The 12928-nt window shown below is 67.3% G+C and carries 14 protein-coding genes and 1 pseudogene; 5 read left to right on the top strand and 10 right to left on the bottom strand.

Features of this window, described 5'->3' with window-relative positions; genetic code table 11:
- Nucleotides 1-4: 4 nt before the first annotated feature.
- Nucleotides 5-1429 (bottom strand): class II fumarate hydratase, encoded by a 1425-nt coding sequence (locus AAHH99_RS04855; protein ID WP_418767655.1) that lies wholly within the window; start codon nucleotides 1427-1429, stop codon nucleotides 5-7.
- Between the two features lie 23 nt (nucleotides 1430-1452).
- Complete coding sequence (gene glpX / locus AAHH99_RS04850) at nucleotides 1453-2481, bottom strand: class II fructose-bisphosphatase (protein WP_066847329.1); 1029 nt, start codon at nucleotides 2479-2481, stop codon at nucleotides 1453-1455.
- Between the two features lie 54 nt (nucleotides 2482-2535).
- Here glpX and AAHH99_RS04845 point away from each other — a divergent pair, with 54 nt between their 5' ends.
- A complete protein-coding gene (locus AAHH99_RS04845; RefSeq protein ID WP_418767654.1) occupies nucleotides 2536-3177 on the top strand; it encodes a DUF4245 domain-containing protein in 642 nt (213 codons plus the stop codon).
- Nucleotides 3178-3204: 27 nt separating this feature from the next.
- A complete protein-coding gene (locus AAHH99_RS04840; protein WP_418767653.1) occupies nucleotides 3205-4014 on the top strand; it encodes a dienelactone hydrolase family protein in 810 nt (269 codons plus the stop codon).
- Here the strand turns inward: AAHH99_RS04840 and AAHH99_RS04835 are convergent.
- The 3 genes from AAHH99_RS04835 to AAHH99_RS04825 are packed head-to-tail and all read right to left on the bottom strand — an operon-like array spanning nucleotide 3995 to nucleotide 6791.
- A complete protein-coding gene (locus tag AAHH99_RS04835) occupies nucleotides 3995-5182 on the bottom strand; it encodes an AI-2E family transporter (RefSeq protein WP_418767652.1) in 1188 nt (395 codons plus the stop codon). The genes AAHH99_RS04840 and AAHH99_RS04835 overlap by 20 nt on opposite strands.
- Before the next feature lie 11 nt (nucleotides 5183-5193).
- On the bottom strand, nucleotides 5194-6021 hold the full coding sequence (locus AAHH99_RS04830) for an SDR family oxidoreductase (protein WP_418767651.1): 828 nt from the start codon (nucleotides 6019-6021) through the stop codon (nucleotides 5194-5196).
- The gene (locus tag AAHH99_RS04825) at nucleotides 6018-6791 is read right to left on the bottom strand and encodes an SDR family NAD(P)-dependent oxidoreductase (RefSeq protein WP_418767650.1); all 774 of its coding nucleotides are present in this window, start codon (nucleotides 6789-6791) and stop codon (nucleotides 6018-6020) included. Before AAHH99_RS04825 ends, AAHH99_RS04830 begins: the two co-directional genes overlap by 4 nt.
- Before the next feature lie 78 nt (nucleotides 6792-6869).
- On the opposite strand from AAHH99_RS04825, the gene AAHH99_RS04820 reads away from it, so the two are divergent.
- Nucleotides 6870-7319 carry an SRPBCC family protein gene (locus AAHH99_RS04820; RefSeq protein ID WP_418767870.1) on the top strand — a complete coding sequence of 150 codons (450 nt, stop codon included), beginning with the start codon at nucleotides 6870-6872 and terminating at the stop codon, nucleotides 7317-7319.
- Nucleotides 7320-7502: 183 nt separating this feature from the next.
- Here AAHH99_RS04820 and AAHH99_RS04815 read toward each other — a convergent pair.
- Nucleotides 7503-8219 (bottom strand): annotated as a pseudogene (locus AAHH99_RS04815) (alpha/beta fold hydrolase).
- A 95-nt stretch (nucleotides 8220-8314) separates the two neighbouring features.
- Between AAHH99_RS04815 and AAHH99_RS04810 the strand changes: the two are divergent.
- Nucleotides 8315-8593: a dsRBD fold-containing protein gene (locus tag AAHH99_RS04810; RefSeq protein ID WP_064395004.1), complete on the top strand. Its 279-nt coding sequence runs from the start codon at nucleotides 8315-8317 to the stop codon at nucleotides 8591-8593.
- A gap of 15 nt (nucleotides 8594-8608) precedes the next feature.
- Here AAHH99_RS04810 and AAHH99_RS04805 read toward each other — a convergent pair whose 3' ends face one another.
- The 4 genes from AAHH99_RS04805 to AAHH99_RS04790 all read right to left on the bottom strand — a co-directional run bounded on the left by AAHH99_RS04805 (nucleotide 8609) and on the right by AAHH99_RS04790 (nucleotide 11823).
- Nucleotides 8609-9721: an NAD-dependent epimerase/dehydratase family protein gene (locus tag AAHH99_RS04805; RefSeq protein WP_418767649.1), complete on the bottom strand. Its 1113-nt coding sequence runs from the start codon at nucleotides 9719-9721 to the stop codon at nucleotides 8609-8611.
- A gap of 63 nt (nucleotides 9722-9784) precedes the next feature.
- On the bottom strand, nucleotides 9785-9997 hold the full coding sequence (locus tag AAHH99_RS04800) for an exodeoxyribonuclease VII small subunit (RefSeq protein ID WP_418767648.1): 213 nt from the start codon (nucleotides 9995-9997) through the stop codon (nucleotides 9785-9787).
- Complete coding sequence (gene xseA, locus AAHH99_RS04795) at nucleotides 9984-11231, bottom strand: exodeoxyribonuclease VII large subunit (protein WP_418767647.1); 1248 nt, start codon at nucleotides 11229-11231, stop codon at nucleotides 9984-9986. The genes AAHH99_RS04800 and xseA overlap by 14 nt, the downstream gene beginning before the upstream one ends.
- 22 nt (nucleotides 11232-11253) lie before the next feature.
- Nucleotides 11254-11823, bottom strand: coding sequence for a lipid droplet-associated protein (locus tag AAHH99_RS04790; protein ID WP_418767646.1), 570 nt, complete (start codon nucleotides 11821-11823; stop codon nucleotides 11254-11256).
- A gap of 73 nt (nucleotides 11824-11896) precedes the next feature.
- On the opposite strand from AAHH99_RS04790, the gene AAHH99_RS04785 reads away from it, so the two are divergent.
- A complete protein-coding gene (locus AAHH99_RS04785; protein ID WP_418767645.1) occupies nucleotides 11897-12898 on the top strand; it encodes a 4-hydroxy-3-methylbut-2-enyl diphosphate reductase in 1002 nt (333 codons plus the stop codon).
- Nucleotides 12899-12928 lie beyond the last annotated feature (30 nt).

Below are 12928 nucleotides of genomic sequence, written 5' to 3'. Positions count from 1 at the left end.
ACCTCTAGCGCTCGTCGTCTTTCACCTTGGCCATCGCCAACACGTCGAGGCGCTTGTCCAGTTCCTCCTCGGACAGCTTTTCTCCGATCAGGCCTCGATCGATGACGGTCTGACGGATGGTCTTCTTCTCCTTGAGCGCCTGCTTGGCGACCGCGGCGGCCTCCTCGTAGCCGATCGCCGAGTTCAGCGGCGTGACGATCGACGGTGACGACTCGGCCAGCTCGCGGAGCCGGTCCTCGTTGGCCACCAGGCCGTCGATACAGCGCTCGGCGAACAACTTCGACGAGTTGGTCAGGATCTTGAACGACTCGAGGATGTTGCGGGCCATCATCGGGATGTACACGTTCAGCTCGAAGGCGCCGTTGCCGCCGCCCCACGCGATCGCGGCGTCGTTGCCGATCACCTGCGCGGCCACCTGCGTGATGGCTTCGGGAATGACCGGGTTCACCTTGCCCGGCATGATCGAGCTGCCCGGCTGAAGATCGGGCAACTGAAGCTCGCCGAGCCCGGTCAGCGGTCCCGAGCCCATCCACCGGATGTCGTTGGCGATCTTGGTCAGCGACACAGCGATGGTGCGCAGCGCGCCCGAGGCCTCGACCAGTCCGTCGCGGGCCGCCTGGGCCTCGAAATGGTTGGCGGCAACCCGCAATTCGGCCAGGCCGGTCTGCTCGCGCAACACGGCGACGACACGCTCGTCGAAGTCCTCGGGCGCGTTGAGACCGGTGCCCACCGCGGTGCCGCCGATGGCCAGTTCGCCGAGTCTTGGGAGCGTGGCCTTCACCCGCTCTATGCCGGCTTCGACCTGGCGGGCGTAGCCGCTGAACTCCTGGCCCAGTGTCACCGGCACGGCGTCCATCAGGTGGGTGCGCCCGGACTTGACGACGGTGCGCCACTGCCGCGCCTTGGTGGCCAGCGACTCGTGCAGCACCTCGAGTGCCGGGATCAGGTGGCGCACAGCGGCTTCGGTCGCGGCGATGTGGGTCGCGGTCGGGAAGGTGTCGTTCGACGACTGTGACATGTTGACGTCGTCGTTGGGGTGCACGGTCACGCCGTTGCGCCCCGCGATGCCGGCGATCACCTCGTTGGTGTTCATGTTCGAGCTGGTGCCCGAACCGGTTTGGAACACATCGATCGGGAACTGGTCGTCGTGCTGACCGTCGGCGATCTCACCGGCCGCGGCGATGATCGCGTCGGCCTTGTCCGCCGCGAGCAGGCCGAGGTCCTTGTTGACCTGTGCGCAGGCACCTTTCAGCAACCCCAGCGCCCGGATCTGGGTGCGCTCGAGGCCGCGGCCGGAGATCGGAAAATTCTCGACCGCGCGCTGAGTCTGCGCACGCCACAGCGCGTTGACAGGCACCCGGACCTCGCCCATGGTGTCGTGCTCGATGCGGTACTCGGTCTCGGCTGCGCTGTCGGAGTCGACGCTCATGAATGTCCTTACTTCTCTTGTGGTTACGGCAGCGGGTAGACGGCGTTGCTGTCGCCGGTGAAGTCGATAGCGGAGTATTCGCTGAGTTTGGACAGCCGGTGGTAGGCCTCAATCATCCGCACGGTGCCCGATTTCGAGCGCATGACGATCGACTGCGTGGTGCATCCGCCACTGTAGAAGTGCACGCCCTTGAGCAGGTCACCGTCGGTGACGCCGGTGGCGCAGAAGAAGACGTTGTCGCCGGAGACCAGATCCTCGGTGGTCAGCACGCGGTCCAGGTCGTGTCCGCGGTCGATGGCCTTCTGGCGTTCCTCGTCGTCCTTGGGCGCCAACTGGCCCTGGATGGCGCCGCCCATGCAGCGGATCGCGGCCGCGGCGATGATCCCTTCCGGCGTACCGCCGATACCGGCCAACATGTCGGTGCTGGTGTTGGGGCGGCACGCCGAGATCGCGCCTGCGACGTCGCCGTCAGTGATCAGCCGGCACCGCGCGCCGGCCTCCCGCACGTCGGCGATCAACTGCTGATGGCGCGGCCGGTCCAGGATGCACACGGTGAGATCGGAGACCGACACGTTCTTCGCCTTGGCCACCCGGCGGATGTTCTCCCCGATCGGGGCGGTGATGTCGATCGCGTCGACGGCCTCGGGTCCGACCGCGATCTTGCTCATGTAGAACACCGCGGACGGATCGAACATGGTGCCCCGTTCGGAGACCGCGAGCACCGAGATGGCGTTGGAAAGGCCTTTACTCATCAACGTGGTGCCGTCGATCGGGTCCACGGCGAAGTCGCATTCCGGTCCGTCCCCGTTGCCGACCTCTTCGCCGTTGTAGAGCATCGGCGCGTTGTCCTTCTCACCCTCGCCGATCACCACCACGCCGCGCATCGACACGGAGTTCACCAGCTCGCGCATGGCGTCGACGGCCGCCCCGTCGCCGCCCTCTTTATCGCCGCGGCCCACCCACCGGCCGGCGGCCATGGCGCCTGCCTCGGTTACTCGGACGAGTTCGAGCGCGAGATTTCGATCTGGGGCTTCACCACGGGTCGGACTCATGGCCCAGATTGTCCCATTAGCCGGTCCGCGTTCGGGAGCTGGGATACTGGCGGAGTGACCTCGCAACCGGCTCCGGCACCCAAGCCCGCCAAGTCGCGGCTGCTGCATGACGGCCGCGACATGTTCTGGTCGATGGCGCCGTTGGTGCTGGCCTGCATCGTGCTGGCCGGGTTGCTGGGGATGTGCTCGTTCCAGGGAGCGGGGCCAGGCGCCGGTCCCGTCCCGTCCTTCGACGCCCCCGCGGCGTTACGTGCCGATGCCGAGGCGCTGAAGATCCCGATCCGGATCCCGCAACTGCCCGAGGGCTGGCAGTCGAACTCGGGTAGCCGCAACGGCATCGAGGCCGGTCGCGCTGACCCCGCGACGGGGCAGACCCTGCGTGCCGTCAGCTCCACCGTCGGTTATCTCGCACCCAGCGGGATGTATGTGAGCCTGACTCAGAGCAACGCCGACGAGGAGAAGCTGGTCTCCTCGCTCGAGTCCGACGTCCTGCCCACTGGGGTTCAGGATGTCGAAGGCGTGAAATGGGTGGTCTACGAGGGCGGCGACGACGACGGCAAGCCCGCCGAACCGGTGTGGACGACGCGGCTGGCCGGCCCCACCGGACCGGCGCAGATCGCGCTGACCGGCGCCGCGGATGCCGGCGACTTTCGTACGCTCGCGGCGGCGACGCAGACCGCGGCGCCCCTGCCGTAGACCACTGCCGTAGACCACGGAGGAGCCATGACCGCCGCCGACGCCGCTCCGGAAGCCGGCCTCAACGGATGGGCCGCCGCGCCCTTCACCGCCGCCGGTTACACCCACGACGTGTACCGCAAGGGTGAGGGCCCAGGTGTGGTGCTCATCCCGGAGATGCCCGGTGTACACCCCGGCGTCCTGGCGCTCGGCAACCACCTCGTGGAGGCCGGGTTCACCGTCGCGATTCCGTCGTTGTTCGGCACGCCCGGTGCGCCGCCGATGCGCCCGGGCATGGTGCCGGTCATGCTGCGCGGGTGCGTGGCCAAGGAATTCGCCGCATTCGCCACCAACGCCGACCGCCCCGTCGCGCACTACCTGCGCGCACTGGCCCGCGACCTCAACGCGCAGACGCCGGGCAAGGGCGTCGGGGTCATCGGCCAGTGCTTCACGGGCGGCTTCGCCCTGGCCGCCGCGGTCGACGACAGCGTTCTCGCGCCGGTGCTGAGCCAGCCGTCGCTGCCCTTGCCGCTGACACCGAAGCAGCGCAGGGACCCTGGCTTGTCCGAGGCCGAGCTGGAGGTCGTCGAGCGCCGCGCCGCCGACGAAGGATTGTGCGCGCTGGGTTTGCGCTTCAGCAAGGATCCGCTGGTGCCTGCGGAACGATTCGCGACGCTCAAAGACCGGCTCGGTGACGCGTTCGAGGTCATCGAGATCGACTCGGGCAAGGGCAACGACCACGGCTTCGGCGCGATGGCTCACTCGGTGTTGACGTTGGAACTGCGTCACCAGGAAGGGCATCCGACCGACGCGGCCCTCAAGCGCGTGGTCGCGTTCCTCAGGGAACGGCTGGTTTAGGTTTCTCGTCGGCTTGGGTTTTGGCCCGCGCCTCCTTGATACGACGGCCCAACCACCAGAACGGGTTTCGGCGTTTGGGTTTTTCGTCGGCCGAGTCAGGCCTGCGCATCGGCACGCCCTTGTACTCCTCGAGGTAGACGCTGATCGTGGTGACGATGACGATCATCAGCACTGGCCCGATCACAATGCCCCACGCGCCGAACATGCTGATTCCGGCGAACACGGCGAGCAGCATCAGCGCGGCGTCCAAACGGGCCTCGCGCGGCACCAGGATGGGCCGCAGGAAGTTGTCGATGTTGGTGACCACGATCAGGTGGAACAGGATCACGAACGCGCCGCCGAAGATGTTGCCGAACAGGATCATTCCGACACCGAACGGGATCGTGACGATACCGCTGCCCAACGGGATGACCGACAGCGCCGACAGCAGCACGGCGAACAGGAAGAAACCCTGATGGAAGCCGGCCAAATAGATCGATGCGGCACCCGCGACGCCCTGGCACACCGCGATGACGAACTGGCCCATCACGGTGCCCTTCACCATCGCGCCCATCTTCTCCATGTAGACGTCGGTGATCCCCTCGCCGAGGGGGTTGAGTTGGCGGATTATCGCCACCAGGCGTTCGCGGTTCGTCAGCAGCGACACGAACACGTACACGAACAGGATCGCGGCGGTGACGGCGCCGAACAGACCGCCGGCGGCACCCTGCAGCAGGCCGAGCAACCACTGGCCGGCCTCCTGGGCGACCCGAGCCATCGAACTCCGTAGCGATTCCGGGGTGACCGTGGTGTCGATGTAGGGCACGCGGCGCAACAGGTCGTTGACGAACTGCAGCGCCCGGTCCCCGAGCGCCGACAGGTCGGTGCGGCCGACCCACTCGGCCACCCGCTCCACCATGGTCGAGATCTGCACGACCGCGAGCGTGACGAACAGGCTCAGCGGCACGATCACCGCGGCGAACGCCGCGAGCACGGTCAGCGTCGCCGACAGCGCCCGGCCCATCTTCTTGTTGAGCCACGTGTACAGCGGTGAGAACAGGTAGGCGCCCACCGCTGCCACCACGATGAGGATGAAGAAGCCGCGCAGAAAGTACGCGCCGAACGCGACCGCGATGACCGTCGCTACGGCCAGCGCACGGCGTTGAGGCAGCGAGAACTCGGTACTCATTGCCGCTATGTCTACAACGTGTCGGACCTGGCTTGCGCTTGTTTGGCGCGTTGGTCGGCGATGAACCGCATCGACACTCGGTTCATCAGGGTCGGTGCGAGGCGCGCGAACATCCACTGAGCATGCGCGACGCGAGGTTTGACCAGGATCGGCTTGTTCTTCTCGACCGCGCGTAGCACGTCGCGGGCCAGCCGGTCCGCGTCATAGGGCTTGCCGCCCTGGGCCTGCAGGAAGTAATCGCGGCCGACGAAACCGCCGACGGAACCCTTGTCGAGGATCGGCGTCTCGACCGCGGCCGGGCACACCGCGAGCACTCCGACACCGCGCGCGGCGGCCTCCGAGCGCAGCGCCAGGCTGAGCCCCACGACCGCGTGCTTGGTCATGACGTAGCTGGTGACCTGCCCGGCCGCGGTCAGCCCCGCCATCGACGCGGTGTTGACGATGTGGCCGTGGCCTTGGCGCACCATCAACGGATAGGCCGCCGCCACCCCGTGCACCACGCCGCGGATGTTGACGTCGATGATCGCGTTCCACTGGTCCAGGGTCAGCAGTTCGGTGTCGCCGCCCCAGACGATCCCGGCGTTGTTGAACATCAGGTCAAGACGTCCGGCCCTGTTCACCACATCGTCGACGGCGGCCTGCACCGCCACCGAATCGGTTACGTCGAGGCGCGCGGCGCGGGCCTTACCGCCGAGGCCGGCCGCCGTGCGTTCGGCCGCGTCGCCGTCGACGTCGGTGCACACCACCTCGGCTCCCGCGTCGACCAGTGCCCGGCACAGTGCGGCGCCGATACCGGAACCGCCACCGGTGACGAGGGCCTGCTTTCCGGTAAATCTCATTGCGTGGCAAGCCTCATGACGTGTCCCATCACATCCGGGTAGCGCTTCATGTGGGCGCCACCGTTGAGGTCGAGCACCTCGCCGGTCAACCAAGACGCCTTCGGCGAGCACAGGTACAGCACCGCTTCGGCGATGTCCTCGGGTGTGCCCGCGCGGCCCAGTGCGGTGTTCTCGACGTACTCCTCGACGACGCCGGGGACGGCCGCAGCCGGGGCGGTCAACGGCGTGTGTACGAAGCCGGGCGCGACAGCGTTCACGCGGATGCCGCGCGGCCCCCACTCCAGCGCGGCGACCTGGGTGAGCATCGATAGGCCGGCCTTGGCGGCGCAGTAGGCGCTCATCCCGGCGGCGGGCTGGCGGCCGTTGAGCGAGCTGATCGACACCAGCGCGCCGCCTTCGCGCAGCGTGCGGCCCGCGTACTTGGCGACGATGAACGCGCCGTTGAGGCAGACGTCGACGACCGAGCGGAAGTCCTCGACGGCGAGGTCGGTGATCATCCCGACGGTGCTGAAGCCCGCGCAGTTGACGACGACGTCGAGCGGGCCGGCCTGGTCGAACAGCGCCTGCACCGAGGCCTCGTCGGTGACCTCGACGTGCACGGCGGTGTGTGGGTCACCGAGTTCGGAAGCGTGTTGGCGGGCGCCGTCGACGTCGCGGTCGGCGAGCGTCACGCGATCGCCTTCCGCGGCCAGCGCCCGCGCCGTCGCCAAGCCGATGCCCGACGCCGCGCCGATCACCACAGCCGCCCTGGCCGACCGCCCGTTGCTCATACAGTTGCCCTTTCGACGGCGAGTGGAACGCGTTTCAACTTAGCGCTTTGACAGACTCGACCGGTGAGCGATCTGAAGATGAGCGAGTCGATTCACGTGGCCGCGGAGCCCGTCAGGTTGTACGAGATGGTCTCGGATGTGACCCGGATGGGCGAGTGGAGCCCGATCTGCCGGGCCTGCTGGTGGGACGAGGGGGATGGTCCACGGGTCGGCGCATGGTTCACCGGCCGCAACTTGACGCCCGAACGCACATGGGAGACCCGCTCGCAGGTCGTTGCCGCCGCCCCCGGGCGCGAGTTCGCGTGGGAGGTCAACGACGGCTGGGTGTACTGGGGCTACACCTTCGAGCCGGTGGACGGCGGAACACGGCTCACCGAATCCTGGGAGCTTCTTCCCAAGGGGGTGGCCGGATTTCGTGAGCGGTTCGGGGAGACGGCCGACGATGAGATCGACAAGCGCCGCGAAGCCGCCCGCACCGGGATTCCTGCGACGCTGGCGGCGATTAAGAAGGCCGCCGAGACCGGCTGAGTCAAGTGCATTTCATTGCGCCGAGAACTGCAGCAGGGTTGTGTCGACGCGGATTCGACCGCCCTCCTGCAGAATTCGACAGCGTGATGGTCTGCGCTCACACACCCGCTGCACGCGCGGTTGGACCATGCGGCGCTGATCAACAGCGGCATGGGGCGAAGTCACGCCGTTGGCGACGCTGCCCTAGCCGTCGACCGCGTCGATGTGTGCACGGACCAACGCCGGGTAACGGTCGCGGTCGGGACGGAAGATGTCGTGCGGCGAGTCGGCGAACACGTGCAGCGACGCCGATGGGAACAGCTCCCGATAGCGGTCCCAGGCGGCGTCGGAAATCAACGGGCTCTTCGGGCTGCGTACCACCAGCAGCGGTGGTTGCCACCGCGCCAGCGGATCCCAGAACGACTGCTTGCGCGCGGCGCGGAAGATCGCCTCCCCGGCGGCCCGGTTCACCCGTTCGTGCACCGGGGTGCCACGCCACCGCCCGTCCAGCAGGAGGGTGGAGACCTCTTCGGGCAGCGTGATCTCCTCGGGAACGTAGTCGCCGATCGAGATTGAGCTGACCCGTCGGCGATGCGCGAGCGCTCAGGTCAGCGCGTAAGGGGTGCCTCGGGAGAACGTCATCAGGTGGACAGGACCGTCGGTGACCGCGTCCACGATCGCGCCGACGTCAGTTCCGAGAGTCGTTGAGTCGTAACCGCCTTCGGGTGCGCTGCTGCGTCCGTGCCCGCGTAGGTCGACGACTACCGTCCGTCGGCCGAACAGCGGCAGCACCTCGACGTAGTCGTCGGCGATGTCGGTGAAGCCGGGGACGAAGACGACCGGCGCGCCACGGTCGGGCCCTCCGGAGTCGAGGTAGTGCAGACGAGCACCCGCGTTGGTTGTGAACCGTGATTCGACCATCACCACCACCATGCCCGGTCGTCGCCCCCAACGCGGGACAAACGCCTGCGAAGCGTCGACGAGAGGAGCACGCTGGTAGCCGGAAGGTGATCTGTATGTACGACAAAGTTCAAGACAACGCCTGGCGCATCGACATCGAGTTCAACGAGGACGAGACGCACACTCACGCGACGGTGTGCGCCACGCGCGACGACGGCGAGACGGTGACCGCCCAGGGCGACGCCTACCGCAACCCGAAGGATTCAGTGCAGCCGCTGGTCGGCGAGGAGATCGCCGCGGCAAGAGGGCTGATCGCGCTGGGTGCCGAACTGCTGCAGCGCGCGTCGTCGCGGATCGAGCAGACCACGCATCAGCCGGTCCACCTCGTTCACTGACCTACCGCGCGGCGGTCAGCCCTCGGGCGGGGCGGACGCGGCGACACTGACCGTCGGATCCTTGGACGCGTTCTTCATCTGGTGGAAGAGGTCGACGTAATAGGGTAGGCACTCGGCCATCGCCTGGTCCGTGGTGAACAGCGGCCGGTATCCCAGGTCGCGTTCGGCCTTGGCGATCGAGAAGTAGTTGTCGAGGTAAAGGCGTTCCACCCCAAGGGGTTCGATCATCGGTTTGGGTATTCCGAATCGGAAATGCAACCACTGCCATGCGGTCATCGCAAACCACACCAACCGGCCCGGCACGCGGATCTTCGGGTAGCGCTCGCCACACGCCTCTACGACCGGCCTCGAGAACTCGAACATGTTGATCGGGTCGCCGTCGTTGATGAAGTACGCCTGCCCGGGAGCGGTGCCACCCGGGACGAGGTGCTCGGCGGCGAGGATGAAACCGTGAATCAGGTTGTGCACGTACGAATTGTCGAGCTTGACGTTCTTGCCGCCGACGAGAACCTTGACGTGTCCGGCCAGCACGCTCTCGAACACTTTGCGGAACATGGTCTGATCTCCGCGGCCCCAGATACCGCTGGGGCGGATCGAGCAGGTGAGCAGGCCGTCGACTCCGTTGGCGGCCAGCACGAACTTCTCCGCGGCGACCTTCGTCTCGGTGTAGAGGTCGTTGAATCGCTCTGTGTAGGGCAGGGTCTCGTCGCCGCCGGAGATGCGTTTGCCACCCATGACGACGCTGTTCGACGCGGTGTAGACGAAGCGCTTGGCGCCGGCGGCGCGGGCGGCGCGCACGAGGGTTTCGGTGCCGGTGACATTGATCGCGAAGCTGCGCTTGCGGTACTCGTCGGTGACCGACGCGCCGCCCATCAGATCGATGATCGCCGCGGTGTGGAACACGGTGTCGATGCCGGCGACCGCGGCCGCGACCTGGTCGGGGTCGCAGATATCGCCTTCGACGGCCTCGAGGCCGGGTTGCGCAGGAAGCGGCGAGGGGGCCCGGTCGAAGGAGCGGACCTCGTGTCCGCGCTTGAGCAGTTCGGCCACCAGGTTGGCGCCGACGAATCCCGAGCCTCCCGTGACGAGGACCCGGCCCAGTTCGGTGGTCAGCGTTGAGTCACCCATGGCGAGCAGACTAACTGAAACGTGTTACAGTTTCGACCCCACAGAGAAGAAAATGTTGCGCTGTCAACTTTCGTCACCCTCTTTGGCGGCCAGCGCCTCCTCGATGCGCTTGCGGGCACCAGCTAAGTGCTCTTCACAGCGTTTAGCCAGCTCCTCACCGCGTTCCCACAGTTTCAGCGACGTTTCCAAATCGAGGCCACCCTGCTCGAGTTGCTGGACGACCGCCACCAACTCTTCACGCGCTTCCTCGTATCCCAGTTCACTAATGGGCTTCATCGTCTGCCCCTTCCGGCCCCTCGCTTATCGCGGTGATCGCCCCGTCCGCCACCCGGACCCGCAGCCGCACACCGCTGGCGGCGTCCGCGGTGGTGCGCAACACCTGGGCATCCGGCATCGTCTGCACCACGGCATAGCCGCGCGCCAGGGTCGCCGCAGGGCCCAGTGTGCTCAGCCGTGCCGACAGATGCCCGATGCGATCGGTCTCGGTGGCCACCAGCCGGGTGACGTCGCGGCGTGCGGTCGCGCGCAGACGGTCGACCTCGTCGGCGCGCGCGGTGATCGCCGCCAGCGGCTGCGCGAGCACCGGCCTGCTGCGTAACTGATCGAGGGCATGTTGCTCACGGTGCACCCAGTTGCGCAGCGCGCGGCCACCTCGACGGCACAGATCGGTGATGTAGGCCTGTTCGGCGGCCGCGTCGGGAACGATGCGCTTGGCCGCGTCGGTCGGCGTCGCGGCGCGCAGATCGGCGACCAGGTCGCACAGCGGGTTGTCGGGTTCGTGTCCGATCGCGCTGACCACCGGTGTGGTGCACTTGGCGATCTCGCGGCACAGCGTCTCGTCGTAGAAGGGCAGCAGGTCTTCGACGCTGCCACCGCCGCGGGCGATGACGATCACGTCGACGTCGGGGTCGGCGTCCAGTCCCCGCAGCGCCTCGACCACCTGAGGGACCGTGTTGGGGCCCTGCACGGCGGTGTTGCGGACTGCGAAGCGCACGGCGGGCCAGCGGCCGGTGGCCACCGAGATCACGTCGTGTTCGGCGTGGCTGCCGCGGCTGGTGATCAGCCCGATCGTGTTCGGCAGGAACGGAATCGGCCGCTTGAGCCGGGGGTCGAAGAGTCCCTCGGCGTGCAACAGCTGGCGCAGGCGTTCGATGCGCGCCAACAGCTCGCCCACGCCCACCGCGCGAATCTGGTTGACGCGCAACGAGAACGAGCCCCGACCGACGAAGAAGTTCGGCCGTCCCAGCATGACCACCCGGGTGCCCTCGGTGAGTTTCACCGGCGCGTTGAGCACCAGCTCGCGTGGGCAGGTGATCGACAGCGACATGTCGACCGACGGGTCGCGCAGCGTGATGTAGGCGGTGCTGGAGTTCGGCCGCGTCGAGAGCTGGGCGACCTGCCCTTCGACCCAGACCGTGCCCAGCCGTTCGATCCAGTCCTTGATCTTCATCGACACGGAGCGAACCGGAAACGGGTTCTCCGGCGACTGGCCCTGCTCGGCGTCGGTCATCTTCGGGGCCCCGCCGGCGTGCTCACTTGGCTGACGCGCGGGTGATCCTGTTGGCAAGCAGCGTCTGGAACGGGGCACGGCCCTTGGTGGCTTCCTCGTAGGCCAGCAGCGCCTCGAGGTCGGCCACGCGCAGCGTGTTCAGCCGCGCGCGCAGCTGAGCCAGCGTCAGCGACTCGTAGTCGAGTTCGGTGACGATCTCGGGGGCCTCGCCGATCGGCAGGCCAGCATCTTCGCCGTCTTGTTCGGGCGTCGACTGCGGCTCACCGTTGCTGAACAGCGCGAAGCGGCCCTCGGTCATGCGTTCGCCGTCGCTCGAGGCGGCCGAACTCGGCGCCTCGAAGTCGTCGTCGTCTTCGTCGAAGGTGGCCCACTCGGGCTGCTCGTCCTTGGGCGGGAAGATCGTCTCCAGCGTCTCGTCACCCTTGTTGACCAGGTCGGCGACGTCCTGCTGCACTTTCATCACCAGGTGCGCGAGGCTACTGACGACGGTCATCGGGTACATCAGGATGGTCTGGGGCAGCTTGCGGGTTTCCTCGATGGCGGTTACCGCCGCGCCAACCAGCAGACGGACCCCATACGGTGCGGTTGCCATGGTCACAGCCTACGGGCGGCTTCTCGGCTGGGACGAACGGCCTTGGAACGGCACTGTGCGTACCCTGGTAGCCATGCCGCCGACAATCAACATGGGGATTCCGGGCGCCTCGAGCTCGGTCGCCGGTGGCGTGACCGGGAAACGTGTACTGCTGGCGGAACCGCGCGGGTACTGCGCGGGAGTCGATCGCGCCGTCGAGACCGTCGAGCGTGCGCTGGAGAAGCACGGCGCCCCGGTCTACGTGCGCCACGAGATCGTGCACAACCGCCACGTCGTAGAAACGTTGGCCAAGGCCGGAGCCGTCTTCGTCGACGAGACCGACGAGGTGCCCGAGGGCGCGATCGTGGTGTTCTCCGCGCACGGCGTGGCCCCGACCGTGCACCAGACCGCCAAGGAGCGCGACCTCAAGGTCATCGATGCGACCTGCCCGCTGGTCACCAAGGTCCACAACGAGGCCAAGCGATTCGCCAGGGACGACTACGACATCCTGCTGATCGGCCACGAGGGCCACGAGGAGGTCATCGGGACCGCCGGCGAGGCGCCCGACCACGTCCAGCTCGTCGACGGACCGGATTCGGTCGACAACGTCACCGTGCGTGACGAGAGCAAGGTCATCTGGCTGTCGCAGACCACGCTGAGCGTGGACGAGACGATGGAGACGGTGCGTCGGCTGCGGGAGAAGTTCCCGACCCTGCAGGACCCACCCAGCGACGACATCTGTTACGCCACCCAGAACCGCCAGGTCGCCGTCAAGGCGATGGCCCCGGAGTGCGAGCTGGTGATCGTCGTCGGCTCGCGGAACTCGTCGAACTCGGTGCGCCTGGTCGAGGTGGCCTTGGGCGCCGGTTCGGACGCCGCTCACCTGGTCGACTACGCCGACGACATCGACCCCGCGTGGCTCGAGGGCGTGACGACGGTCGGCATCACGTCCGGCGCGTCGGTGCCGGAGATCCTGGTGCGCGGCGTCCTGGAGCGGCTGGCCGAGTATGGCTATGACATGGTGCAGTCGGTGACGACGGCCAACGAGACACTCGTGTTCGCGTTGCCTCGGGAGATCCGCCCCGCCCGCGCGTAACCTCATCGAGCGTGCACTCACCGCGAAAAT

The organism is Mycobacterium neumannii (assembly GCF_048452905.1).
In the GTDB taxonomy this organism is placed as follows: Bacteria; Actinomycetota; Actinomycetes; order Mycobacteriales; family Mycobacteriaceae; genus Mycobacterium; species Mycobacterium neumannii_B.
Note: the sequence above shows the minus strand (reverse complement) of the source record. Positions and strands in the feature narration are given on the sequence as shown.